Origin of the sequence: Chryseobacterium tructae (assembly GCF_030409875.1) — a bacterium.
Classification (GTDB): Bacteria; Bacteroidota; Bacteroidia; order Flavobacteriales; family Weeksellaceae; genus Chryseobacterium; species Chryseobacterium tructae.
On sequence record NZ_JAUFQR010000001.1, the window covers coordinates 740,219 to 767,200 of the forward strand.

Below are 26,982 nucleotides of genomic sequence, written 5' to 3' on the forward strand. Positions count from 1 at the left end.
AAAAAACAGTCTCAAAATCATTATATTTACGCCTCATTAAAGTTTATATCATGAATCATAAACCGATCGAAGGTTTTTCCAAGCTTCCAAAGCAGGGTAAAATCGACTGGCTTGTAAACGAATATCTTGAAGGAAATCAGGAATATCAAAATATATTAAAACAATATTGGAATGACGATGCAGACCTTCAGAAGCTTCACGAAGAATTTTCTGAAAATACGATTTCCAATTTCTATATGCCTTACGGAATTGCGCCTAACTTTTTAATTGACGGAAAATTATTAGCACTCCCAATGGCTGTTGAAGAAAGTTCAGTAGTAGCCGCCGCTTCCAAAGCTGCAAATTCTGGATTGATAAAGGAGGGTTTAAAACTACCATCATCAATACAGAAAAGCTGGGACATACTCACTTTATCTTCGATGTGGAACCTCACAAATTATTACATTTCTTTAATTTCAGTTTAAAGAAAAAATTGCTGGAATCTACAGAAGATATCACGGCTAACATGAGAAGACGTGGTGGGGGTATTTTGAACATCAGCCTTGTGGATAAAACCACAGAAATGCCTAATTATTACCAGTTGAAAGCAAGTTTTGATACGGTAGACTCAATGGGAGCTAATTTTATCAATTCATGCCTTGAGCAGTTTGGAAAAACATTGAGACAGGAAGTTGCAACCAGTGAAGATTTTACTCAGGAAGAAAAGAACTCATTGCAAATTGTAATGAATATTCTTTCCAATTTTACTCCTGATTGTATTGTAAGAGCTGAGGTTTCTTGTAAAATGGAAGACTTAAGAGATGACAGCGGAATTTCTCCTGAAGAATTTGCAGCTAAATTTAAGCAAGCCGTTACCATTGCAGAAATTGAACCTTACCGCGCAACCACTCACAATAAAGGAGTGATGAATGGGGTAGATGCTGTTGTGATTGCTACAGGAAATGATTTCAGAGCAACAGAAGCGTGTGCCCATGCCTATGCTGCAAGAGATGGGCAATACAGATCATTGACTCATTGTACAACTGATAACGGTGTTTTCAGATTTTGGATAGATCTTCCAATTTCCGTAGGAGTAGTTGGAGGTTTAACAAATCTTCACCCATTGGTAAAATTCTCTTTGGCTTTACTTGGAAAACCGTCCGCTCAGGAATTGATGAGTATTCTGGCTGTTTCAGGATTGGCCCAAAACTTTGGAGCATTGCGCTCTTTAGTAACTACAGGAATTCAGAAAGGTCATATGAAAATGCATTTACTGAACATTCTGAACCAATTAGGTGCTACAGAAGAAGAAAAACAACATTTTGTTACCTACTTCAAAGATAAGACAGTGAGCCACCACGAGGTGATCCATGAGTTTAACCGAATGAGAGGAAACTAATGTTACAGATTATCCTGCCCATCTTATTTCTAGCCTTTGGATTCTTTTTGAAGAAAACAACATCACCAGGGTTTAAAAGCTCTAAGAAATTTGCCAATATGTTTATTATACTCGGGATCTCTACTTTGGTAGCCAAGTTTATTTTAATGTATTTAAATTCTAAATAGTGAAGAAAAGTGTCTTATTTTTTATGCTGATTTCCGGTTTAAGTTTTTCACAGAAAAATTTAAAAATATCGAATTTACAGCCAAAGACTGAAGACTCTACTTTTCCGTTGATTTCCTATCCTGAAAATCCTTTAGTTGAAAATAAAATCAATACGTTTTTACAGGTTAATGAATTAGAACATGTTCCGAATTCAGGGGCTAATCCATTTAAACTGGTTTCTACAGGGACAACTTCTTATGCTAACTATGTTTATTTCTATAGTTGGAAAAAATTGGAAGTCCCTAAAAATATTCTGAGTATTGAAATGGACGGAGAAGCTTCAGGAGCTTATCCTGAAGGTTTTGAGATTTGGCAAAATTTTGATTTGAGAACTGGAAATTTTATCAACGCCCAGGATCTGTTTCAGGCTAATGCAGTGAAAACTGTGGAACGCTTGATTGAACAGAAAGTCAAGAAAAGGATAAATGATTTTCTAGCCCAATTGAAGGCTGAAAAGAATCCATCTGAAGAAACCGAAGATCAGATCGCCATTTATGAAGGATGTTCCACAGGAGGATCTTTAGATTATGTCAGGTATTTCTTCGGGAAAAATAAATTGACATTTGTTGTCGGAAGATGTTCCAATCATGCGATGAGAGCATTGGATGATCTCGGGAGCCACGAACTTGAATTTACCTATAAGGAGCTGGAAAAGTACTGGAGTCCTTATGCTAGAAATTTACTGAACGGGTCTGATAAAACAGAGAAAACAAGTTTCAGAAATAAACTGTATAGAGGTAAAATTGACGGGAAATATCCCATTACAGTTCTTGTAACCCGCTTTTATTCTGCTGACAATTCCTCAGGAATGAGCTCTTTTAACGCAGAATATTGGTACGACAAAAACAAAAAACTGATTCAATGGGATGGACAGTTGAAAGGCAGCCATATTTCCATTACTGAAAATGATTATTATGACGATGCTACAAGCCAATGGATTCCAAGAGCTTTCGTAGAGGCAGAGCTGAAAGGAAGTACAATTTCCGGAACCTGGCAGGATTATAAGACAAAAAAATATTTAAGTATAGAACTAGAAGAGTTATAAAATGAAAACAATTACCCTGATTTTTGGAGCCGTTTATGGAATGCTGTCAGTAATTCTTGGCGCATTCGGTGCTCACGCTTTAAAGAAAATATTATCGGTGGAAAGACTGGAAAGTTTTGAAACCGGAGTACGATACCAGATGTATGCAGCATTTTTTCTGCTGATCATTGGGTATATCTTAAAATTTGAAACTTCTGCTGAAAGATGGACATCCATTTAATGATCGCAGGAACACTTTTATTCTCCGTGAGTATTTATTTCCTGAGTATGCAGGATTACCTGGGAATGAACCTTAAATTCTTAGGGCCAATCACTCCGCTTGGAGGATTGTTGATGATCTTAAGCTGGGGAATGCTGATTCTTTATTTTGCTAAAAACAAAATTTAAGGATGAAAATTAACAGAAGAAGAGGGATTATAAGAACGTTTAACCTTTTAGATCAACCCATAAGGTTTAACCCGTTTGTATTCAGTCGTACTTTTTTCATGTGGGCTTTCACAGGCCTTGTAGGCGGTATTATTGCCGGTGGATATTGGATTGTACTGGAACATTTTACTGAATTTTTAGCTCACTTTCAAGGCTGGCAGGTGATCCCTACAATGGCCATTTGTGGACTGTTGGCTGGATTGGTGATCCATTTTATTGGTGATCCGGGAGAAATTCATTTGATTGTTAATAACATCAGGTTCAATAAAGGAAAACTGGAACCCAAAAATAATCCTTCTATGATCTTGTCATCGCTTTTTTGTGTGGCATCAGGGGGAAGTTTAGGGCCTGAAGCCCCGCTAGTACAGGTTACCGGATCTACAGGAACCTGGCTTGGGAAAATTTTCAGACTCAAAGGTGAGGAGCTACGTTCATTAAGTATTGCTGGTATGGCTTCAGGGTTTACCGCGCTGTTTGGAGCTCCGCTTGGAGGAAGTCTTTTTTCCCTGGAAATTTTGCATCACAAACATGCTGTGGAATATTATAAAGCTATTATTCCGGCTTTGGTAGCAAGTTGTTTCAGTTATTTGATGTTTGCTTTGATCATCCATTTGGGAATTGGAGCAACCTGGGATCTGAAGGCTTACCATTACACTGGAGTATACGATTTCTATATGCTACGTTATTTGGAGCTGTAGGAACTTTCTTTGGTTGGATCTTCATTTTTGTGGTAAAATTTTTCAAAAAAGTTTTTGAATACAGAAAATTTCCAATCTACATCAAAACATTTGTGGGTGGGATTATTTTAGGTGTTATTGCTTACAATTTTCCTATTACAAGATATTTTGGACACAATGAGATCAACCAGTTAATAGGTGGAAACTTTGGATTAAATTTTCTGATTCTTGTCCTGGTCTTTAAAATATTAGCCATTGCCATTACAGTAACTTCAGGCTGGAGAGGAGGTTTTATTATTCCTTTGTTCTTTGTAGGAACCACTTTGGGATTAATTATCCACAATTTATTTCCTGCTGTAGATACAACCTTAGCTATTGTGAGTTGTATGGCAGCCATTAATGCCTGTGTAACGAGAACTCCTATGAGTACAACCATTATCCTGGGAACATTAACAGGGTTTACTTATTTCGTACCGATATTGTTTGCAAGCCTTACAGGATATTTCCTGGCTCCAAGGATTCCGTTTATCGGGTCTCAGTCTGAAAAATTAGCGGAAGAATAAAGGTGCTCTTAATAATTTTTAATGTTTTGATTGTTTGATAAATCATTGCATCTTTGATGACAAACAAAAAATTAATACCTGATGAGTTATAAAACTTACAATGTAATCATAAAGATAAATGAAGAATCAGAAGTTGAGAATTTAAAAACGTCTTTAAGAGAGGTCTTCAAATTCTATAATATCAGAGAATTCTTTACTCCCTTCAAAGGAATGGTTTGCCAAGCTGGTGAGAGTTTTAAACATTACCCTTTTGAAAAATTTCCGGACAACTTTTTCAAGAATCAGGATGAGGTTGAAGATTATTTTTCAGATGCTGAAAATAATGTCATTAAATTTTCTAAAGAGCAACCGAATTTAGAAGTTGCCTACATTGAAGTTGATTGCTATGGAGGTCAATGCACATCCAACGGCTTTATTGTGAAGAATGGCGAGAAAATCCTGAATCAGGATGTTTTTCATTCCGGGCATATGAAAATATTGAACGCTCTTGATGAGCAATACAATTCATGGCATTTTTATCCTTTTACAAGGAGTTTTTTTACCGATAAAGGAGGTGTCAATGGGGAAATTCTGAACTTCAGTTTTCCAGCTATATGGATGGCTTTTAATATGGAAGTGGAGAATAATCTTAATTTTGAAATTAATGCTGCTGAAAACGAATTACAGGTTATTGACCAGAATAAGTTTGAAATCTATTTGATGAATTTAGGTAGAGAAAGAATAAAGGTTTTGGGAAGACTGTTTAAGAACGATACGGAAACCATTAATGAACTGAAGGAACTTATCTGCGAAGCATTGGAAGGCGTTGAATTTTATATTGAAATTGATGATTTTGAAAATGGAGAGAAGACTGTGGTTTCAAGTATTTCAAAGCAAATTTTTGCCAAGGTTGCTCAAATGAGTTACCGTGAAACAGCATTCAATGAAAGGAAATTCGTACTTCCTTCTGAAAATAGCAGAGATGAAAAGAAAGAAGGCTTGCTAGGCAGGCTTTTTAAAAGTATTTTTGGTAAATAGCGGCTAGGCAGTAAAGTATTATGATGTTGTAAGTTGTTTAAGATAAATAAGGATTTGGAAATGCGTTTTTGATTCATTAAGCTGATAAAAAGCATCCTCATAGACAATGCTTTCTTTAAAATAAAAATTGATATTTCATCTCTTTTTAGTAAATTTGTCAACCTTTAAATATTAAAATAAAATAATAAAAATAATATGAATCTTCACGAGTATCAATCAAAAGAGATTTTATCAAAGTATGGAGTAGCTATCCAACGTGGTTTCGTTGCAAACAACGTAGACGAAGCTGTAGCAGCTGCTGAAAAATTGACTGCTGAAACCGGAGCACAGGCTTGGGTTGTGAAAGCACAGATTCACGCAGGTGGTCGTGGTAAAGGTGGAGGTGTTAAGTTTTCTCCAAACATGGACAAGCTTAAAGAAAATGCTCAAAACATTATCGGAATGCAGTTGGTAACTCCACAAACTTCCGCTGAAGGTAAAAAAGTACACTCTGTTTTGGTTGCAGAAGATGTTTATTATCCTGGAGAATCTGAAACTAAAGAATTTTATGTTTCTATTCTTTTAGATAGAGCTGAAGGGAAAAATACAATCGTATATTCTACTGAAGGTGGTATGGATATTGAGCACGTTGCAGAAGTAACTCCTCACTTAATCCACAACGAACTTATTGATCCTGCTATTGGTCTTCAAGGATTCCAAGCTAGAAAAATTGCTTTCAACCTAGGTCTTGAAGGAAATGCTTTTAAAGAATTTGTGAAATTTATTTCATCTCTTTACAATGCTTATACAGGTATTGATGCATCTCTTTTCGAAATCAACCCAGTGTTGAAAACTTCTGATAACAAAATTATCGCTGTAGATGCTAAAGTAACTTTAGACGACAACTCATTGTTCCGTCACAAAGACTTAGCTGAACTAAGAGATACAAGAGAAGAAGATCCAATGGACGTAGAAGCTGGTGAAGCTGGTCTTAACTTCGTAAAATTGGATGGTAACGTTGCTTGTATGGTAAACGGTGCTGGTCTTGCAATGGCAACTATGGATATCATCAAATTATCAGGTGGTAACCCTGCTAACTTCCTTGACGTAGGGGGTACTGCTGATGCTCAGAGAGTACAAACTGCTTTCGGAATCATCTTAAGAGATCCAAACGTAAAAGCAATCCTAATCAACATCTTCGGAGGTATCGTAAGATGTGACAGAGTTGCTCAGGGTGTTGTAGACGCTTACAAAGCTATGGGTAGCCTTCCGGTTCCATTGATCGTAAGATTACAGGGAACTAACGCTGTAGAAGCTAAAAATTAATTGACGAGTCTGGTCTTCCGGTTCACTCTGCAATTACTTTAGAAGAGGCTGCAAACAAAGTAAAAGAAGTTTTAGCTTAGTCTGAAATTTTTAAATAAATTAGAAAACCGTTTCATTTTTGGAACGGTTTTTTAATGCGTATAAGAAACAAGTATTCATGAAAAACTTATATGTTCCAGAACCATGCTCTGAAGATTGGGAATCTATGTCTCCACAGGAAAAAGGAAGATTCTGTTCCGTCTGCAGCAAATGCGTAATTGATTTTACCCAAAAGCAACCTGAAGAAATTCTACAAATTCTCACTGAAAAGGAAAACGAAAGGGTTTGTGGTAGATTTTATAATTATCAGCTAAATATCGATGATGGCTCTTCACAAAAGGTAAAAAAACAATTCTTCAGATTTATTCCGAATGTTTTTCAAAACAGTAAAATTACACTTGCCATTCTTTCTTTAGTATTGTTTTTAACAGGATGTTCAAAAGAAAAAGATTTGAGAACGGGTGAGGTCGCTGTAGAGCTCAATGAAGACAGTTTGAAGAATGATGGTGCTACTATAGGAAAGGCGGTCATCGTAGATAATGACGGTATTGCTAAAGTTCCTAAAATGGACAGTGCTACCATTTCTAAAAAGCATAATAAAAAATAGCTAATCAATGCATGGTCTTTTCTTAGATACATTCTATGTGGCTATGTGCATTATAAAAATTATTTGTGCATCCGTGACAATCTTCAACAGTATATAATTTTATCGAAAATAAAATCCTCGCGCCTTAAAAACACTCACATATCCTAAAATCTTTGCGGCATTGCGTTTACCAACAAAAAAAGCCGCTTCAGAAATTGAAGCCGCTTTTATTATCCTAATTTACCCACAAGCATCTGCGAAATTTGTGTGATCTCTGGGAAATATTTTACTTGTCATGATTTTCAGACAAGTTGCTTTCCCCTGTCGTAATGCTAATACTTGTAGGCGTTACAAGTTTGATATTATCCGCATCAAATCGCTCTTTAATATTCAAATAAGCTTTACTTCTTATCTGTGCCAGATTAGCTCCGATCTTAATCCAGAATTTAACCTGTAGATTAAATGAACCCTGTTTCAAATCTGTAAAGATAACTTCTGCAGTATCTAACTTATCCACATTATCAAGGGCTTTAACTACCTCTAAGATCCCTTTCTGGGCTTTGCTAATATCTTCGTCAGCCGGAATCTCAAAATTTAAAATAATTCTGCGTTGAGGTGAAGCGGTTATATTATAAAACGGAGCATTGAAAACCACCTGATTTGGAATATATGCTTTCTTTCCATCGTCTGTAAGAATTTTTGTAGTTAAAAAGCCAATTTCCTGTACCGTTCCGGAATGAGCTCCGATCGTAATATAATCACCCACTTTAAAGGCCTTATCGATACCAATAAGCATTCCTGAAAAGATACTTGAAACAAGATCCTTCAAGGCTACCCCGGCAATAACCCCGGCTACTCCCAAGCTTCCAATAAATTTCCAAAGGAACCCACTGAAGCCCATAATTTCCAGAGAAATAAAGTACCCAGAAGCATAATCAGAAATCTAAATATACTGATAAGGGTAACCAAAGAGCTCTCTTTCTGGCTTTTTGGGAAAAACTTGTGAAATAATTTTACTGAAATCTGACTAAGGTATTTACTGCTAATAAGAAAAAATGTAAATACTAAAATGCCGACAATCAGTTTAGGGGTAAGCTCTGCAAATGTTACATACCAACTTTCCAATACCTTATACACCAGGTCTATGTAGGTGAGTCCGGTTTTCTCCATGAATAAAATTTTACATTAAAGATATAAATTTTCAGCAAAAATTTTGCCAGTATCAAAAAGTCTACTAAATTTGTAGACTAATAAATGCAAAATATTATGTCAATCAAATTAGGAGATACAGCACCGGACTTTCAGGCAGAATCATCATTAGGTGATCTCAATTTTTATAATTATCTGGGAAATTCATGGGGAATTCTATTTTCGCATCCGGCAGATTATACACCGGTATGCACTACAGAGTTAGGATATACTTCTAAATTACAATCCGAATTTGCCCAAAGAGATACAAAGGTAATTGCGCTAAGTGTAGATGGGGTAGAGGATCATCAGAACTGGATAAAGATATTAATGAAACTCAACATACAGAAGTGCAGTTTCCCATCATAGCAGATAAAGAAAAAAAAATTTCTGAACTCTATGATTTTATTCACCCTAACGCTTCTGCTACTGCTACGGTACGCTCTTTATTGATTATTGATCCCGCTAAAAAAGTGAGGCTTATTATTACTTATCCTGCTTCTACAGGAAGAAATTTTAATGAGATTCTAAGGGTGTTGGATTCTTTACAGCTTGTGGATAATTATCAGGTAGCAACTCCTGTTAATTGGGAATACGGAGACGATGTTATTGTTCCACCTACCGTTTCTACAGAAGATGCCCTTAAAAAATTCCCTAAAGGAGTTACTGAGGTGAAGCCCTATTTAAGATACACGCCTCAACCGAATACATGATTTATTTATTTGATTTTTTATAGTTTAGTTTTAATTTGTACGAAAAGCGGCTCGAAATTTATTTCGAGCCGCTTTCATTTTTTTATAAGTATTTCAGTGATTACTTAACGTCGTTAACAACTTGCTTAGCTTTAGAAGTTGGCAAATAAATACTGAATCCTAAGTTAAATGTAATGTTAGATGTTAGTCCCTGATTTCCAAAACCTGTAACACCAGCGTATTTTACTAAACCTTCCAGACCAATATTTGGCGTGATAAAGTAAGAATAACCTGGTCCTACACCAAAATCAAGACCTGTTGTAGAGTTACCTCCTTTGCTGATAGAATAACCACCAACACCTAAGTTTCCTTCGAAGAACCATCTTCCGTGATGTAATAAGTTATTAACACCTTGTTCTCCAGGAGAAAGATAATAACGCCCTAAAGCTCCTACACCATAATCAAACCTTGTGCTTGATTCTTTAGAAGACTTCCCAATACCTAAGTTTACATATCCACCAACAGCTAGGTTGTCTTCAATGAAATAAGCGCCTTTTGGTTGCAAGTCAATTTGGTATCCACCACCTGTATTTAAACCAAAATTACTTGTCGCTAAGCTACTTCCTACCATCCAATTACCTTTCTGAATCTGAGCGTTTGCAGTTGCTGTTAATCCTGCTACGGCTAATACTCCTGTTAAAATAAGTTTTTTCATAATTTATTATTTTAATAATTAAATGTTTATTATTCACGAATTATAGAAAAAACAATAAATGTGCCAGACTCTTAATTTTAGACAATTTTTCTAAACTAATGTTAATAATATCAATGAGATATAATGAACATTTTTAACTTATTTTTTGGATATTTCGTAATTAATATAAGTGGAAGTAAAAGGTGAAAAAATGAAAGCTATTGAAGTATAAAGGATTTATTATTCCCGTTTCTGAAATTTTCAATAACTTTCTTATAATCTGTTTTATATTTTAGATCAATAACAGAAGAACAGAGATAATAAGTCCTGCAATGGTAAACTTTATTCCGCGCTTGAAAGCTTTTGTCTTAGGATTAAACATCCAGAAACTGGAAATCACGAAAAAGAAAAGAGCAACTCCAAAAAATACACTTAGAGGAGCTATGGCATCTTTAGATTGTGATTTATGAAGAGAAACCATTTTATCCAATACAAAAGGAAGTTCCATTTTTGAATACTTAGCAACTCCAGTTGAAGAATCATAAGTTCCCTTTTTAAAATGAAGAACAGTTCCTTCAGTTTTTTCTACTTCAAGACCCTTCATTTTTAATTCCTTTTTTAGCTCTTTTTCAGAAAGATTGGCAGATAAAGTCTTTTCATATTTTTTTTCGCTTTTTAGAAAATCGGTGTCTCTGTACACCAAAATAATCCCACTTACTGCATACACAGCCATAATCCCTGCAAGGAAATATCCCAGATAACGGTGTGTAATTCTCATGAAACTTCTTGTGTCTTTAATCTTATCCATATCGTTTTTTTGTTTTGTTTTTAAATTTCAAAAGTGGAAACTGCATAAATGCAATCTCCACTTTTAATAAAGAAGTAATTATTATTTAATTCTAAAGTTTGTATGTCAATGTGAAATAATAGTTTCTCGGAGTAATCGGATTCACTGAATAATTCTCATGAACATTATAATTTACTACATCAAACAAGTTCCCAACCTTTCCTTGAATTGAGAATTTTTTCCACTCATATCCAACTGATACAGAAACCGTCGTGTAGTCCTTTAGATCAAACATTCTACTTACGTTGTTTCTACTTGTATTTGTAGATTTTGAATCATTCCATCCAGCGATTCTGTCTCCGATATAATAGATTCCAGCTCCAACTTTTAACCCTTTTACATAGTTTGTGAATTTATAAAAAATGGAAGCATTCGCTGTTGTAGCCGGTGTTCTTACTAATCTTTGTTTTTCAACATATCCTTTTTCAGGAGTGTCAAGATAAACGGAATTGTTATAAGAAAAACCACCAATAATAGATAAGTTTTCAGTAGGGTTTCCTGTAATGTCTAATTCCACACCACGGCTTCTCATGTTTCCTGCAAATTCTTTAAGATTGGTATCTGTTGAATTTACAGGAGCTCCGTTGGTTGCAGAAGCGAACCAATACGTTTGATAATAATTGTTGTACATAATCTGGTAAGCCGTTACGTTAACCGCTAAAGCATTGTTCCAGAAATTCTTTTTAACCCCAATTTCGTATTGATCAACTGTTGAAGGTTTTATACTTTGTTTTGATAAATTATTTAATTGATTTTGAACTTGTGTAGCAGATTGATTGGTATTTACCGTACCAAATTGATCTGAAGTATATCCTGCATTGGCAGCAAACGAATTCGTATACGTTGCAAATACTGAAAGATTTTCATTTGGAGCATACACTAATCCTACTTTTGGAGAGAATGCATTGTCAGACGTTGAAGAATTGGCTACTTGAATTTTATCATTTGAAGCAAAACGAGTTGTCAACGTAGGCATATTCTCTATATAAGACCATCTTAACCCTGCAATTACTTTTAGTTGCTTTGTTAAACTGATAAAATCCTGTGCATAGATTCCAATTCGTCTTGTATTGATTCTGTTTCTTGTACTAAGGGTAGAATTGGGCATAGCAATATTTCCCCATGTGGAAGGATCATCTAAAAATAGAGTATTTTTTGGATCAGTCACATTATAAGCATAAGCGTCTGCCTGGCTATAATCTGCATCGGAACCAATTAAGACTTTATGGTTGATTCTTCCGGTATTGAATTCCCCATTGATGTTTACTTGTGCAGAAGTGTAATTTTGTTCGTTGTAAGTTCTACCAAAAGGTCTGTTCCATGAAAGTCTTGTAGCAGTAGGTGAGCTGTAGCCCCATTGAACTCTTTCAGAAGAAAAATAATCTTTCGTATAGTTTTGGTAAGATGCAGTAGCATTTAAAGACCATCTTTCGTTAAACTGATGATTAAAAGTTACATTCGTAGAAGCCTGCTGTACATTTTGATATTGCCAGTCAGTTCCGAAGAAAGTATTCCTTGAAATACCATCATTCAATCTATAACTTTGATTTTTTTCAGTAATAGATCCAACCCCGAAATCCGGAGTGAAATTATTTTTCAGATAATCTGCCTCAACGATTAATTGAGATCTTTCACTTAAGTTAAATAAGAATGAAGGATTGAAATAATATTTTTCAGACTGTACAACATCTCTGAAACTTTCAGCATATTCGTAAGCTCCATTTATTCTGAATGCTACATTTTTAGATAGCGGACCATAAAGATCAACAGTTGGTTTATAAGAATTCCAGCTTCCTCCGTTTAATCCAATACTTCCTCCAAAATTAAATTTTGGCTTTTTGGTAATCATATTGATAACACCACCAGCTGCAGTATTACCAAAAAGCATTGCATTGGCTCCCTTTAAAACTTCTACTCTTTCCAGACCACTTACTTCAGGAAAAATACCACTATTTATTCTTGAACCATTTTTGAAAATATTATCATTTCCTAAAGCAAAACCACGTCCACCAAAGCTATCTTGAGAGTTTCCTCTGGATGAAGTGATATATACCCCGTTTACATTCTGAAGAACATCGCTTAATTGTTAGCCTGTTGCTGCTCAATGATCTCGTGAGTAACGATAGCAATTGGTTGAGGAGTCTCCATTACCGTAAGGTTCGATTTTGTAGAAAATGGCCTTGCCTGGTTTGGATTTCCTGTTTTGTGAAGATTAATGTCTTCAATAGTTTGAGTTCTGATAGTATCCGCTTCAACGTTTTTAAGCTGTGAACTTGCTGAAACAGCGATAAATAGAAGACCTAAAGAAAGTAGTTGTCTTTTCATTTTATTTTTATGTAGAACAGTTTTAAATAAGGCGCAAATGTAAGTATTTGTTTAGAATGAATAAAAATTAATATGTGATTTTTATCATGTCTTTTTGGGGTGAAATATATGGATTGTCTCTATCCTTATGGTAGATGGATAAATCCAGTGTTTTTTATGAATATATTTGTTGAAAATTTAGAAATATGCAACTGGTAAAAGCAGGGCTTTGTGCCTTTGGTATGAGTGGAAAAGTATTTCACGCTCCTTTTTAAAAGAACATCCGGGTTTTTTTATTTCTGCAATAGTAGAAAGAAGCAAAGAAGAATCTAAAGAGAAATATCCTGAAGCAATCATTTATCGTTCGATAGAAGAAATGCTTCAAAATCCGGAGATCGAACTGGTGATTATCAATACACCGGTTCAGACGCATTATGAATATGCAAAAAAAGCTCTGGAAGCAGGAAAAAGTATTATTGTTGAAAAACCATTTACAGTAGATGTTTCGGAAGCAGAAAAATTAGTAAAACTGGCGGAAGAGAAAGGTCTATTTTTAAGTGTATACCAAAACAGAAGATTTGACCGTGATTTCAAGCAGGTGCAAACTATTTTAAATGGAGGTAAATTAGGAAATATTAAAGAAGCAGAGATTCGTTTTGATAGATTCCGTACTACGCCAAGTGGAAAGCAACATAAAGAAAATCCCGATCAGATAGGTTCAGGTTCTTTACATGATCTGGGAGCACATCTTGTAGATCAGGCAGTGCAGTATTTTGGATATCCTGAAAAACTTTTCGCAGATGTGTTTTCTATGAAAGGATCTGCCTTTGCAAACGATTATTTTGAAATCCTGTTATACTATAAAAATGATCTGCGAGTACGATTGAAATCATCGGTTTTTACGAAAGAAGACCATTATGCCTATAAAATTCATGGGGATAGAGGGTCTTTTCTACAAGAAAGAACCGATAATCAGGAAAGTGAATTGGTTGCCGGAGCCATACCTGTCTATGGAAAAGAATGGATGCAGCCTTTGAAAGAAGCAGATGGAATTCTAAACTATCTAAATGAAAATTCAGAAACAGAAAGAACACTTACTTCAAGTGAGGCCGGAAATTATATCGACTATTACCAACAAATCTATGAACATATTGTTTTTGGATACGATTTACCATCACCGGGAAAAGAAGTAATCCAGAATATGAAAATCATTGATGCTTCCCTGGAAAGCGCAAAAGAAGGAAAGATAATTATACTATAAATTGATAAGTGAGTGATGAATGAGTTCAAAGTTTAAAGTTCAAGGTTACTCGTGATCTAAAGTAGAATTTTTCTACTCTTTCACCCTAAAACCCTCTTACTCTCAAACTTTCTGAACTCATTCATAACTTCTATTTTTTTACATGATCTCCTGAAGTTCTAACCATCTCATTTCATGATTCTCCAGCCTTTCAGAGATTGTTTCCAGTTCGGAAGAAAGTTTAGCTATTTTTTCATAATCAACTTCGTTGTTCAGTTGATCTAAGATTTTTGTACGTTGCTCTTCTAGTTCAGGCATTTCCTTTTCAATGGTTTCCAGCTCCCTTTGCTCTTTAAAGCTTAATTTCCTTTTCTGAACATTAGAAGATGAAGTGTTTTCATTAACAACAGCCATTTCTTTTACAGGTTCAGCTTTTACAGCCGTATTTTTTTCTAAAGCATCTTCACGACTTTTTGCCTCACGATATTCTGAAAAGTTTCCTACAAAGTCTTTTATCTTTCCATCCCCTTCAAAAGCCAGAACATGATCTACAATTCTATCCATGAAGTATCTGTCGTGGGAAACAATGATTAAAGATCCCTGAAATTGTTGCAGAAAGTTTTCAAGAACCGTTAATGTAGGAAGATCCAGATCATTTGTCGGTTCATCAAAAATCAAGAAATTAGGATTCTGATACAAAATATACATCAGATGCAGTCTTCTCTTTTCACCACCCGATAATTTGAGATAGGTGAATATTGTGTCTGATCATCGAATAAGAATAATCTCAGGAACTGTGATGCAGAAAGACTTTTACCATTGGCCAGAGGATAGAATTCCGCAATTTCCTTGATGAAATCAATAACGCGTTCGTCCTCTTTATAAGTAAGACCTTTTTGGGCGAAATATCCGAAAGAGATCGTTTCTCCTGTTTCAATTTCACCTTTGTCTATTTTTTCCAATCCTTGAATGATATTCAATAAAGTAGATTTTCCCGCGCCGTTTTTTCCGATGATTCCTACTTTTTCACCACGTTGGAATTGGTAGCTGAAATCCTTTAATAAGACTTTATTTCCAAAGCTTTTATCAATATGTTTTAGTTCAAGAATCTTATTTCCTAAACGTTTCATTTCAAAATCCAGTTCCAGCCCTTGTTTTCTGGTGTCGGTTTTAGCCACTTTTTCCGTTTCGTAGAAAGAGTCAATTCTGCTTTTAGACTTTGTAGTTCTTGCTTTAGGCTGTCTGCGCATCCATTCCAGTTCCTTTCTGTAAAGATTGTTGGCTTTATCGATGGTTGCATTAAGATTATCCTCACGAATCATTTTGTTTTCAAGATATGTAGCGTATGAACCGTTGTGAACATAAAGGTTTCGGTCTTCCATCTCCCAGATAATATCACAAACGCTATCAAGGAAATATCGATCGTGGGTAACGAGTAGTAAAGTGATTTTTGCTTTGTTTAGATAATTTTCAAGCCATTCTACCATATCCACATCCAAGTGGTTGGTAGGTTCATCCATAATCAAAAGGGTATGTTTGTGCTCGGCTCTGGTTTCTGTCAATAGCTTAGCTAAAGCAACACGCTTAATTTGTCCTCCGGAAAGCGTTCCCATTTTGGCTTCAAGATCTGTAATCTTAAGTTGAGAAAGAATCTGCTTCATTTCATTTTCGAGATCCCATGCTTTGTGAGTTTCCATATCAGCCAATGCCTTTTCAATAAAGTCATGATCTGTGGAATGAAGAGATTTATGATAATTCTTTAAAGCAAGAATCGGCTCAGAATCTAAAGCCATCATGAATTCGTCAATGCTTAGATTAGAATCAAATCAATCTCTTGATCAAATAAAACCACCTGTATATCTTTATTAATGATCGCAGTCCCGCTGTCTGCAATTTCTTTACCCATTAAAATTTTAAGAAGGGTAGATTTTCCACTTCCGTTTTTGGCAACAATGGCAATTTTGTCTCCCTCATTAATATGAAAGGATATATTTTCAAACAAAACTTTGATGCCGTAAGATTTGGTAAGATTTTCTGCAGAAACGTAATTCATTGGAAATTAATGGTTTGATTTTAATTTTAAACTGAATGGCAAAAATACGAAAATGTAACCATAAAATTTTCCGGAACTTCCTTTATAAAAATGAATATTTAAGATTTTTTAATAAACTGTGTCCTCCATTTGAAAGAATGATTAAGTAAATTTGATACCAGTTGATACAATGTATTGTAACTTAATTTTAGACTTAAACCAATTTAAAAAATCATTAAAATCCAATGAAAAAAGTGATCGTTGATATGGATGGGGTAATGGCAGATGTATACCATCAGCTGATTCAATTTGAAATAAGAGATACCGGAAGAGAGGTTGAACTTGATAGTATTGCAGGGAAAACTGAATTGGAGGCTTTTCCCAACGGAAAGAAACATGTAAATGAACCAGGATTTTTCAGAACATTGCCCGTAATGAAAGGAAGCCAACAAGCAATGGAATACCTAAACAATAAATATGAATTATATATTGTCTCAGCAGGAATGGAGTTTCCAAACAGTCTACGTGAAAAATATGACTGGCTTGCAGAGCATTTTCCATTCATTACCTGGGAACAAATTGTACTTTGTGGGAGTAAGAAAGTCGTTTCCGGAGATGTGATGATTGATGACTATCCAAAGAATTTAGATCATTTTTCAGGACAAAGGTTGATCTTTACCCAGCCTCATAATGAATTCATCGAAAATGAAACGTATAGAAGAGTGAATTCATGGGATGAAATCATGAATGTTTTATAAAAAAAAAATTAAAATGAATGTTTTAAGCTATTAGAAAAAAAATCAGCTAAAGAGAAATTAAATAAATTTTTCAATAGATCTCTGTGCTCCCTGCTTCCTTACTTCTGACACATCAATCCAGCGTCAATCTTTTCAATGACCAAGAATTACCATTGTAAATATCCAGATCGACCTTGGTATTAATCCCGTGAACAATTCCGTTTTCGGTAAATTGCCAAAAATCCCATTGATCATCAGGAGACGGAGTAGGGACATCGTTATAATTTGCCAACCATAATGGATAACCTTCAAATTCACCTTTCAGAAAATCTTTATAGTAATGGTAATAGGTGTAAATGATAGGTTTTTCACCATAGGTTTCTTCTACAATCTTACACCAAATCTTTAGATCTTCTACTAGTTTTTTATTGGTTTTTCGTTTTGGGATTTTTTCTATATCCAGAATAGGAGGAAGATCGCCACTCTCTAGTTTTACATTTGCTAAAAAATTATTCGCCTGAATGATCGGATCTTCATCTGCTCTGTAAAAGTGGTAAGCACCGCGGATCAGATTATGCTTTTTAGCCATTTCCCAAAACTCATCAAAGTGTTTATCTGCACTTTTATTTCCCATGGTAGCCCTCATGACCACAAACTCCAGAGGAATAGTTTTATTACCAATACTTAGACTGTCCCACTTAATATCTTCCCTATTTTGATAGTGAGAAACATCAAAGCCATAGGTCTTATCAAGGTTGTTGGCTAATATTCTTTGAATTCTTGAACTTTCCTTTTCACTGTTGTGAAGTTTTTTATGAATAAACTTATTAAAGTACAATGCATAGTAATAACTGACGGATTGCTTTAGATAAAATCCCGTCCCGATTAAAGCCACAATTAAGATCGCTAATATTACCCTTCTGCGGAAAAAATAACTACTCCGTCTGTTCTTGTGGATCTGTTTGGCAGTTTTTTTGGTGTACTTTTTTTGTGTCATAAAGTTTTGCAAAACTAACTTTTTTCACATCTAAATGCTAAATAAAATCAGTAAATTTGTGTATTATGGAAACACGCGAAAAAATCATCATTATAGGAGGAGGATTTGCGGGGCTACAGCTTGCAAAAACATTGAATAACAAGAACAAAAAAGTAATTGTTCTGGATCGGATGAACCATCATATGTTTCAGCCGCTTTTTTATCAGGTAGCCTCAGGAAGGATAGAACCTTCCAATATTTCTTTCCCCTTCAGAAAGATTTTTCAGCAATCCAGAAACACTCAGTTCCGGATGACAGATGTAAAGGAAATAGATGCTGCAAACAATAAGGTAATTACCGACGAGGCTGAATTTACTTATGATAAACTCATCATTGCAACGGGCTGTAAAACTAATTTTTTCGGTAATAAGGAACTTGAAGGAAAAGCCTTCGGAATGAAAAATACTCAGGAAGCAATCAGTATCAGAAATCACGTTCTGATGACGTTTGAAAAGCTGATTATTGAAAAAAGCCGAAGTGATGATGGAAACTGGAATATTGTTATTGTAGGAAGTGGTCCCACCGGTGTAGAGCTGGCAGGAGCCTTTGCCGAGATGAAAAAAGATATTCTTCCAAGAGATTATCCTTATATGAACTTTGATCATCTGAAAATTATTCTGGTAAGTTCCACAGAAAAGCCTCTTGCCGTAATGAGTGCTGAAGCTCAGGAGAAGTCTGAAAAATACCTTAAAGATCTTGGCGTAACCTTCATGAGTGGAGAGGTCGTTACAGAATATGATGGTGATAAAGTACATTTGAAAAGTGGTAAAGAAATACCTTCCAATAATGTAATCTGGGCAGCTGGTGTTACAGGAAATGTAATTGATGGCTTCCCTGAAGATAAATTAGTAAGAAACAGATATATTGTAGATCGATACAACAAAATAAAAGGGTATGATAATGTGTATGCAATTGGTGATATTGCCTATATGGAAACCCCTAAATATCCCCAGGGACATCCGCAGGTTGCCAATGTAGCTATTAATCAAGCCAAAAATTTAGGTAAAAATCTTTTAAAGAAAACCTCAGATCAATGGAAGGAGTATGAATATGATGACCAAGGCTCTTTAGCAACCATAGGAAAACATAGAGCCGTTGTAGATCTGCCATTTATAAAATTCCAGGGATTTTTGGCCTGGTATTTCTGGATGTTTCTCCATTTAATGCTAATTTTGAGCGTTCGAAATAAGCTGGCCATATTCTTCAATTGGATGTGGAGCTATATCAACAAGGATTCTTCCTTAAGATTAATTATTATACCTACTAAGAAAAACGGAACATTACAATGAGAATTGATATCATAAGCGTACTTCCAGAATTGATGGAAAGTCCATTTCAAACTTCTATTTTAAAGAGAGCAATGGACAAAGGACTGGCAGAAGTACATTTTCATCATTTGAGAGACTGGGCAATTAATAAGCACAGGCAAATTGATGATGAACCTTACGGAGGAGGAGCAGGAATGGTCATGATGGTAGAGCCATTGGACAAATGCATTTCAGAGCTTAAATCTCAAAGAAATTATGATGAGGTTATTTATCTTACGCCAGATGGTGTAACTCTTAACCAAAAAATAGCCAACTCTCTTTCTATAAAAGAAAATCTGATCTTTCTTTGTGGTCATTACAAAGGAATAGATCAGAGAGTAAGAGATCTTCATATTACCAAAGAAATATCTATTGGTGATTATGTGCTTACTGGTGGAGAACTTGCTGCATGTGTACTTGCAGATTCTATTATAAGACTACTTCCGGGAGTTTTAAACGATGAACAAAGTGCATTAACAGATAGCTTCCAAGATGATCTTCTATCACCGCCAATTTATACAAGACCTGAAAGCTACAAAGGACTGGAAGTTCCTAGGATCTTGTTAAGCGGAAATTCTGGTAAAATTGAAGAATGGCGTCATGATGAAGCCGTGAGAATCACTAAAGAAAAGCGTCCTGATCTTCTTTAATATGGCGTTGTAGTTTGTTTAAAACGATTTTTTAAAAAAAATATTCTATTTGTCTATAAATTAAATGGAATAATATTTGTTATTATTGTAGTTGAAAAGAAAAATATAAGCAAATTTGTTTTTTTTATTGAATTTTTGTTTTAGTTATTTGAATTTTTGTTTATTATTTAAATTTTGATATATTAAATAAAAACGCAAATTGATTGGAAAATTAATTCACTATAAGCAGTTTTATTGATTTTTTTTATTATATTTGAAATATTTCTTATTATAAATTGATTTTTTAATATTGTAAATAAATCAAAATTAGATTTGAAAAAAATAATAAATTTAGGGTTAGAAAAAAGAACATATTAATTAAAGTATAGAAATTTGTGTTGATGGAACTGTTCTCTTTTTATAATGTTGAAAATTTATTTTTACCCGATCCTAAACCTGTGCATAAATTAGATCCTACAAAGTCAGGTTTAAGAAACTGGGATGAGCGGAGATATAAAAATAAACTTTTTAAAATCTCCCACGTATTTCAATTGATGAAGGAGGAAAATGGAGTACTGCCATTTATCATTGGATTATCTGAAGTTTCCGGAAGGAAGGTTTTAGAAGATCTTGTGGAAATGGATCCCTTTAATTCTGAATATGGAATTGTACACTACAATTCTATGGATGAAAGAAAAGTGGATGTAGCCATGTTATATAATAAAAGTAAAGTAGAGGTTCTGGATTCTGAAACCATTACTTTCTTTTTTGAAATAACCTATAAAAACACAGGAAATTACGACACAACCAGAGACGTACTTTTTTCGAAAATTAAATATAAAGGGGAAATTATTAATGTCTTTATCGCCCATCTTCCCTCTAAGCGCGAAAAGGATATCAATAAACCCAAAAGAGCCTTTATATTGAATGAGATTCGGCAGCGAATCATGAAAATTGTAGATGAAGATAAGGAACATGTCATATTGTGTGGTGATTTTAACGAAAACCCGGATGATGAAAATTTAGTACAAATTCTCTATGACAATGATCATGAGAAGGTTTTGATGAACCCTTTTCAGGACTTGTTTTCTACAAGAAATTATTCTACTTTTCATTATAAATCTGGATTGTTGTATGATCAGATTATGATGTCGAGATCCCTACTTGATAATCAAACATTGGCTTTTCAGGAAGCTCATGTGTTTAATTCTGAGAAAATTAGCAGCAGAACCAGAAATTTTGAAGGACGGCCTTTCCGAACTTATGCTGGTACCCGGTATTTAGGCGGATACAGTGATCACTTTCCGGTTTTTGTAAAGTTTAAAAGCTTATCATAAAAAAACATAAATAATAAAAAAGTAGAAAATGAAAAATTCGAGCAACACAAGTTACCATTTAGATTCCATTGACAAGGAAATCATCTACATGTTGATGGACAATGCTAAAACTTCTTTAGCACACATTTCAAAGAATGTTGGTATCTCTACAACAGCGGTACATCAAAGAATTAAAAAGTTGGAACACGCAGGAGTTATTGAAAACTCAATTTCATTCCTTAACCCTAAGAAAATCGGGTATAAAGTGATTTCGTACATCGGGGTGTTTTTGGATCAACCAAGTCATTATCCTGAAGTGGTAAAATCTTTGCATGATATCAATGAAGTGGTAGAAGCCCACTATACAACAGGAAATTATACAATATTCCTTAAGGTTCTTTGTAAGGATAACGACCATTTGATGCAAATCCTTAGCAAACTTCAAAAATTGAAAGGAGTTACAAGAACAGAAACTTTTATATCTTTGGAACAAGGTATTTACAGACAATTGAAAGTATAACGATATGAACATAGCCCAATATTTGGATTCAACTTACTTGAAGACACCGGAACAATCAGGAATGTCACATGAAGAAACCCTTCAGTTTGATAAGAAACTTACACAGGAAGCCATTGATAATGGTATTTTCGCTGTAATGATCCGTCCTGATTATGTAGCAGACATTAAGAAATACATTCAGGAGAAAAATTCAAATGTGGTAGTAGGAACTGTAATAGGGTTCCACGAAGGAACATATTCAATAGAAGAGAAACTTGCAGAAGCGTCAAAAGCTATTGAAGATGGTGCCGATGAATTGGATTTTGTAATTAATTACAATGCCTATCTTCAGGGAAACACTACTTTGGTAAAAGAAGAGTTTGTGAAGTGTACTAAATTATCTTTGGAGCATCATAAAATTGCCAAATGGATCATTGAGATTGCCGCACTAACTGACGAGCAGATTGCAGATCTTACCAAAAGTATTTCAAACTGGGCAGAAGAGAATTTCTCAGTTAATGATTTACAGAATATTTTCGTTAAGTCATCAACTGGTTTTTATGAAACTACAGGTGGAAAGCCTAATGGAGCAACCTTTGAAGGAGTAAAAATTATGTTGGATAATGCTGGGAATCTTCCTGTAAAGGCTGCCGGAGGGGTGAGAACTCCTGAAGATGCTGAAAAAATGATTAACATGGGAGTGAAGAGAATCGGAACTTCTTCAGCACTGGCATTAATTAAAAATGAATCTTCTTCAGGCGGATATTAAAATGAATCTTCCAAGAACAAATAAAAAAACCATCAATTCAATTGATGGTTTTTGTTTTTATGCCTGAGCTTGATATTCTTCGTAGAATTGCTGAGTTTCTTTGATGAGGGCATCCATTTCTTCTAATGTGAAAACTTCCAGGAATCTTTTTCTGAAATCCTTGAAGTGAGGGATACCTCTGAAATAGTTGCTGTAATGTTGTCTCATTTCTACCAGTCCTAATCTTTCCCCTTTCCATTCTGCACTCCATTCTGCATGCTGGCGTACTGCTAATAATCGGTCTGAAATAGTTGGCGTAGGTAAATGTTCTCCTGTTTTAAAGAAATGTTTAATTTCATTAAATATCCAAGGATAACCAATGGCTGCACGTCCAATCATAATTCCATCACAAGCATACTTTTGTTTGTACGCCAATGCTTTTTCAGGAGAGTCTATGTCGCCATTCCCGAAAATTGGAATTTCAATATTTGGATTTTGCTTAATTCTTGAAATGTGCTCCCAATCTGCTTCGCCCTTATACATTTGTCCTCGGGTTCTGGCATGTATGGTAAGTGCTTTGATTCCGGTTTCCTGTAGGCGTTCTGCCACTTCATCAATATTGATGGAATTGCTGTCCCATCCCAAACGGGTTTTAACGGTTACCGGCAGGTGTGTAGAGCTTACTACAGCTTTTGTAAGGCGTACCATAAGGTCAATATCCTTCAAAACCCCAGCTCCGGCACCTTTACAGACTACCTTTTTTACAGGGCAGCCAAAATTAATATCAACAAGATCCGGATTTACTGTTTCTACAATTCTTGCAGACATGGCCATTGCTTCTTCATCACCACCGAAGATTTGTATCCCGACTGGTCTTTCATAATCGAAAATATCCAGTTTTTTACGACTCTTAATTGCATCACGAATTAACCCTTCGGAAGAAATAAATTCCGAATACATTAAATCTGCACCGTGCATTTTACACAAACGTCTGAACGGAGGATCACTTACATCTTCCATCGGAGCCAGCAAAAGTGGAAATTCCGGCAGTTCTATGTTGCCTATTTTTATCATGGTGCAAATTTACAAAATTCTAAATAGTAGAAAATATGATATTATCTATTAGTGTAAGTGATGAGTTTGAAGGCTGTAGAGTGGAGGACTGTAGAGTATTAGAATAGGTGAAATTAAGTATCAATTGAAGAATAAGTAATTTAAACCTTAAACTATAGACCTTTAGAAACTTGCTTTTACCTGCATGCTTCCAATGTGAATCGTTCTTTCACCAGAGTTTCTTCCTTCGTAATTAAGGTTCAATTGAATAAATGAATTGATTGCCTGCTGAATAAATATACTCCATACCTGGTTTTTGCCAGGCTTCAGACCATCAAGCATCTGATTACCAACAATACTGAAATTATTTCCATTGAAATTGTTATTAATAAAAGAGAAATTCCCACGGATGGATGTCTTTCTGAATTCCCATTGAACGGTTCCTGTAATATCGAAAGCTTTTAATAATTCTTCCCCATCTATTCTTTTCTTCTGGCGATAAGCAGAGGAAAGTTCCGTTTGAATAGCATCTGTAAATTTATAAGTGGCCTTTGGCTTGGTTTCAAAATTATTTAAACGGTAATCTCTCGTAGCAAATAATTGTGATGAGTTTTTAATATCATGAACAGAGTTTTCCCAGTCTACTCTGAATTCTTTATTAAACCAGTATCCAATATTCAGGAAGTGGGACGTTTGTTCGCGCTCCTCATTACTGAAGTTGGCATTAATAAGATTGTCGTTCGTAATGAATCGGTAGTTTCCGTTCCAACCGGATTTATCAGTAGGATTAAATTGTATAGAGGTTAAAATATTTTGATTTTTAAGTATCTGATCGCTGTTCTTTTCAAACGGATTCAGTACAAGAACCTTATCTTTTTTATAGAATGAGTTTTGAGAGTTTAATGAAATATTAAAGTTCCAACGTTTTAAGAATGCGTTTTCGGAGTTAAAGATAATAGCCGGATTTACAAATAGAGCCAACTGCAATTTATTTTTATTGGATGGAATATACCGAACAGAATTCGTGTAGACTCTGATGTATTTAGCAAGGTCGGAATATTCTGCAATCTCAAATTCATCGAGCTGCTGAATGCCATCACCATTGTAATCTGTCCATTTATAAACACCCTGTCCGTCTGTTACTTTAATATATTGAAATTCTCTCTGTGCTTCCTGTCCGTTTCCAAGCTCATAAAATGCTTGAAGACGCATCCCGTTTTTGAAAAGTTGTTGATTATAGAGAATGTTACCCACCACGAAATCATTGTTTCGGGATACAGCCCCTTCTGCACCTGAATAATAGAATTTTCTGTAATGGATTAAAGCATTCAGAGTAGTTCTGTCCGTTTTAATGATCTGACTTTCTGCCATGAAACCAAGAATGTTATTCATGTTCTGAAGCCTGTTATCACGTACAGAGTCATTGTTTCTCATATATACTTTTGCCAATAACTTTGTGCGGGTACTGTCACCGATTTTCTTTTGAAGAAAGATCTCTTTCCAGCTGAAACTCGTGACATCCATAAGTTGGGTGTCATTGTATTTTTTTTCATTATGTTCCATACTTCCTCCTATAGCCCAACTTCCTTTTTTTCCTGTAAATTCGGTTGATATTCCCCCACGGATAAATTTGGTATCCTGAAGCGTAGCATTAGTATTCAGGAAGGAGAAATTTCCTTTGGTAAAGAACTGTCCAGTGATCCAACCGAAGTCTAAATCATTCTTAAGCCCTTTGTAAGAGTCTTGTTCATTGAGATAGTTGACACGATAATTTAAAGTGGATTTATTATTCCATTTATTCAAAAAGCTGAAAATAAAACGGTTTTGAGTCTTTTTGTTAAATTCCTGTACTAAGTTGAAATCTCTGGAGAATTCTACATCATTGATACGATCAAGAATATGGAATTGTTTGTCGATGTATTGATATTCAAAACTTGGAGTTCCTTTCCAAGAGTTTTTTGTAAATGTTTTATTTCCGAAAATACGATAGGCATACCCTACATTCTGATCAGAGTCTTTAGATGAAAATAAATTGACATCATAATTGCTTAGGGAAATGTCTGCTCCAATTTTTCCTTCGTTCAGCAAATATTCTGTATTAAGGGAGAATACCTGTGATTTCTGTGGTGAAGGAAGTTTTCTTACCGCTCTGTAGTCTCCTGCATTAGAGCCTACATATTCAAAAACACGTCCGTTATTGGTAGTCTGAGATGTTTTATAATCCCCCTGATTGGCTCCAAAATAAGTGAAAGAGACCTGATATAGGGTGTCATTAGCATCTGTGGAATGTTCATAGAAATTCCCGGCAGGATTTAAGCGGTATAAAATTTTATTAACATCATATTCCGTAATAACTCCTGATGGAGCATACATTAGATTGGGATCATTTCCTGCATCAGCAAGGATTTGTTCATCTTCTTTTGATAAACTTAAAGCAAGAGGAGCATTTTTGTTATCATTCTCCATAAACCAGTTTAATCCAACCTTGAATTTTTCTCTTTGATGCTCTAGCTTTCCAGTAAATAAATATCTTGAATAATTTCTGTTGGCATAGTTATAAGAAATCGTGATAAAATTCTGTTGGAAGATAGGGCGGAAACTGGTAAAGGTAACCTCTCCTGTATTGTAGTTGATCGTATAATCCTGGTTTTCTCCACGCTTCATCAAAATTCCGTCAATAAATACCTGTTCAGAACCGGAAATAAGAGTAATAAACTGTTCTCCATTTTTTCCGGTTAAACGATATGGACCCTGGTTTCCTTCAACCCCTTGAAAACGAATTCTGTGAAATTCACTTCGTGCTACTCCGGCAGAAATATCCAGAAAGGTTTTATTCTCTTTTCCAAACTCTGTCTGAAACTGGATTCCCATGCTTCGTCTCTGATATTTGGCAAAATAATTTTTGGATTCTGCAAGATCCAGATGCCCAGCTCTAAGAATAGATTTATCCTTAATATTAAGCTGTATATAGATTTTATCAAATTCTTCTAAAGTTTGAGTATATCCATCAGCCTGAATCGGTAAATTATGATCGGAAATACTGGCTAAGATGGTTACATCCTTAGAAAGGCGTCCGGAAATCTGAAGATCCATAGAACTTTGTACAGACTGTCCCTGGTTATTACCAAACGTTATTCCACGGATAATGGATCCTTTAGAGTTAAGCTCACCTAAAAACCTTTTCTTATCATTTTTTGCCAGTACAGCTTCGTCAATAACAATCCTGTTATGGGTTCGGATAAAATCTAAAGTATCTTTTGCAAAAATATCCTGTTCAAACTTTGCGGCAAGAATGCTATCTTTTTTTATGCTGTCTTCAGGAACGTTGGGATTTTTCCACGAAAATACCTGAGCATTTCCTAAAAATATGCCAAAGAAAAATACAATAAATAGGATAACAATATTACGCAACTCCTG

At 35.0% G+C, this 26,982-nt stretch carries 16 protein-coding genes and 8 pseudogenes; 15 read left to right on the plus strand and 9 right to left on the minus strand.

The window, feature by feature from the left end; genetic code table 11:
* The first annotated feature begins 50 nt into the window (after positions 1-50).
* The 7 genes and pseudogenes from QWZ06_RS03580 (at position 51) to QWZ06_RS03610 (ending at position 7,264) form a co-directional block, all read left to right on the plus strand.
* A pseudogene (locus QWZ06_RS03580) lies at positions 51-1,378 on the plus strand (hydroxymethylglutaryl-CoA reductase, degradative).
* 166 nt (positions 1,379-1,544) lie between these two features.
* Positions 1,545-2,630 (plus strand): hypothetical protein, encoded by a 1,086-nt coding sequence (locus QWZ06_RS03585; RefSeq protein WP_290295746.1) that lies wholly within the window; start codon positions 1,545-1,547, stop codon positions 2,628-2,630.
* A gap of 1 nt (position 2,631) precedes the next feature.
* A pseudogene (locus tag QWZ06_RS03590) lies at positions 2,632-3,017 on the plus strand (DUF423 domain-containing protein).
* Between the two features lie 2 nt (positions 3,018-3,019).
* Positions 3,020-4,296: pseudogene (locus QWZ06_RS03595) on the plus strand (chloride channel protein).
* Between the two features lie 81 nt (positions 4,297-4,377).
* Entirely contained in the window at positions 4,378-5,313 is a 936-nt protein-coding gene (locus tag QWZ06_RS03600) for a hypothetical protein (RefSeq protein ID WP_290295747.1), read from the plus strand.
* Between the two features lie 195 nt (positions 5,314-5,508).
* Positions 5,509-6,698 (plus strand): annotated as a pseudogene (gene sucC, locus QWZ06_RS03605) (ADP-forming succinate--CoA ligase subunit beta).
* A gap of 77 nt (positions 6,699-6,775) precedes the next feature.
* A complete protein-coding gene (locus QWZ06_RS03610) occupies positions 6,776-7,264 on the plus strand; it encodes a hypothetical protein (RefSeq protein ID WP_290295748.1) in 489 nt (162 codons plus the stop codon).
* A 265-nt stretch (positions 7,265-7,529) separates the two neighbouring features.
* Here QWZ06_RS03610 and QWZ06_RS03615 read toward each other — a convergent pair whose 3' ends face one another.
* Positions 7,530-8,144: a mechanosensitive ion channel family protein gene (locus QWZ06_RS03615; protein WP_290295749.1), complete on the minus strand. Its 615-nt coding sequence runs from the start codon at positions 8,142-8,144 to the stop codon at positions 7,530-7,532.
* Positions 8,096-8,413, minus strand: coding sequence for a hypothetical protein (locus QWZ06_RS03620; protein WP_290295750.1), 318 nt, complete (start codon positions 8,411-8,413; stop codon positions 8,096-8,098). The genes QWZ06_RS03615 and QWZ06_RS03620 overlap by 49 nt, the downstream gene beginning before the upstream one ends.
* 93 nt (positions 8,414-8,506) lie before the next feature.
* Here QWZ06_RS03620 and QWZ06_RS03625 point away from each other — a divergent pair.
* Positions 8,507-9,144, plus strand: a pseudogene (locus QWZ06_RS03625) (peroxiredoxin).
* 100 nt (positions 9,145-9,244) lie between these two features.
* Here QWZ06_RS03625 and QWZ06_RS03630 read toward each other — a convergent pair.
* The 3 genes and pseudogenes from QWZ06_RS03630 to QWZ06_RS03640 all read right to left on the minus strand — a co-directional run bounded on the left by QWZ06_RS03630 (position 9,245) and on the right by QWZ06_RS03640 (position 12,989).
* Positions 9,245-9,838, minus strand: coding sequence for a hypothetical protein (locus QWZ06_RS03630; RefSeq protein WP_290295751.1), 594 nt, complete (start codon positions 9,836-9,838; stop codon positions 9,245-9,247).
* A gap of 271 nt (positions 9,839-10,109) precedes the next feature.
* A complete protein-coding gene (locus QWZ06_RS03635) occupies positions 10,110-10,625 on the minus strand; it encodes a hypothetical protein (protein WP_290295752.1) in 516 nt (171 codons plus the stop codon).
* Between the two features lie 91 nt (positions 10,626-10,716).
* A pseudogene (locus QWZ06_RS03640) lies at positions 10,717-12,989 on the minus strand (TonB-dependent siderophore receptor).
* A 185-nt stretch (positions 12,990-13,174) separates the two neighbouring features.
* Between QWZ06_RS03640 and QWZ06_RS03650 the strand changes: the two are divergent.
* Positions 13,175-14,229: pseudogene (locus QWZ06_RS03650) on the plus strand (Gfo/Idh/MocA family oxidoreductase).
* Between the two features lie 138 nt (positions 14,230-14,367).
* Here the strand turns inward: QWZ06_RS03650 and QWZ06_RS03655 are convergent.
* A pseudogene (locus QWZ06_RS03655) lies at positions 14,368-16,261 on the minus strand (ABC-F family ATP-binding cassette domain-containing protein).
* A gap of 224 nt (positions 16,262-16,485) precedes the next feature.
* Here QWZ06_RS03655 and QWZ06_RS03660 point away from each other — a divergent pair.
* The gene (locus QWZ06_RS03660) at positions 16,486-16,998 is read left to right on the plus strand and encodes a 5' nucleotidase, NT5C type (protein ID WP_290295754.1); all 513 of its coding nucleotides are present in this window, start codon (positions 16,486-16,488) and stop codon (positions 16,996-16,998) included.
* A gap of 112 nt (positions 16,999-17,110) precedes the next feature.
* Here QWZ06_RS03660 and QWZ06_RS03665 read toward each other — a convergent pair whose 3' ends face one another.
* Positions 17,111-17,974, minus strand: a complete 864-nt coding sequence (locus QWZ06_RS03665; RefSeq protein WP_290295755.1) for a glycoside hydrolase family 25 protein — start codon at positions 17,972-17,974, stop codon at positions 17,111-17,113.
* A gap of 65 nt (positions 17,975-18,039) precedes the next feature.
* On the opposite strand from QWZ06_RS03665, the gene QWZ06_RS03670 reads away from it, so the two are divergent.
* The 5 genes from QWZ06_RS03670 (at position 18,040) to deoC (ending at position 22,533) form a co-directional block, all read left to right on the plus strand.
* Positions 18,040-19,302: an NAD(P)/FAD-dependent oxidoreductase gene (locus tag QWZ06_RS03670; RefSeq protein WP_290295756.1), complete on the plus strand. Its 1,263-nt coding sequence runs from the start codon at positions 18,040-18,042 to the stop codon at positions 19,300-19,302.
* Positions 19,299-19,970, plus strand: a complete 672-nt coding sequence (trmD, locus tag QWZ06_RS03675) for a tRNA (guanosine(37)-N1)-methyltransferase TrmD (RefSeq protein WP_290295757.1) — start codon at positions 19,299-19,301, stop codon at positions 19,968-19,970. The genes QWZ06_RS03670 and trmD overlap by 4 nt, the downstream gene beginning before the upstream one ends.
* Before the next feature lie 380 nt (positions 19,971-20,350).
* The gene (locus QWZ06_RS03680; RefSeq protein ID WP_290295758.1) at positions 20,351-21,286 is read left to right on the plus strand and encodes an endonuclease/exonuclease/phosphatase family protein; all 936 of its coding nucleotides are present in this window, start codon (positions 20,351-20,353) and stop codon (positions 21,284-21,286) included.
* 28 nt (positions 21,287-21,314) lie between these two features.
* Entirely contained in the window at positions 21,315-21,785 is a 471-nt protein-coding gene (locus QWZ06_RS03685; RefSeq protein ID WP_002976659.1) for an Lrp/AsnC ligand binding domain-containing protein, read from the plus strand.
* Positions 21,786-21,789: 4 nt separating this feature from the next.
* Complete coding sequence (gene deoC / locus QWZ06_RS03690; RefSeq protein WP_290295759.1) at positions 21,790-22,533, plus strand: deoxyribose-phosphate aldolase; 744 nt, start codon at positions 21,790-21,792, stop codon at positions 22,531-22,533.
* 57 nt (positions 22,534-22,590) lie between these two features.
* Here deoC and dusB read toward each other — a convergent pair whose 3' ends face one another.
* Both dusB and QWZ06_RS03700 read right to left on the minus strand, forming a co-directional pair.
* Positions 22,591-23,586, minus strand: coding sequence for a tRNA dihydrouridine synthase DusB (dusB, locus tag QWZ06_RS03695; protein WP_290295760.1), 996 nt, complete (start codon positions 23,584-23,586; stop codon positions 22,591-22,593).
* A gap of 162 nt (positions 23,587-23,748) precedes the next feature.
* On the minus strand, positions 23,749-26,976 hold the full coding sequence (locus QWZ06_RS03700) for a DUF8818 domain-containing protein (RefSeq protein ID WP_290295761.1): 3,228 nt from the start codon (positions 26,974-26,976) through the stop codon (positions 23,749-23,751).
* Positions 26,977-26,982 lie beyond the last annotated feature (6 nt).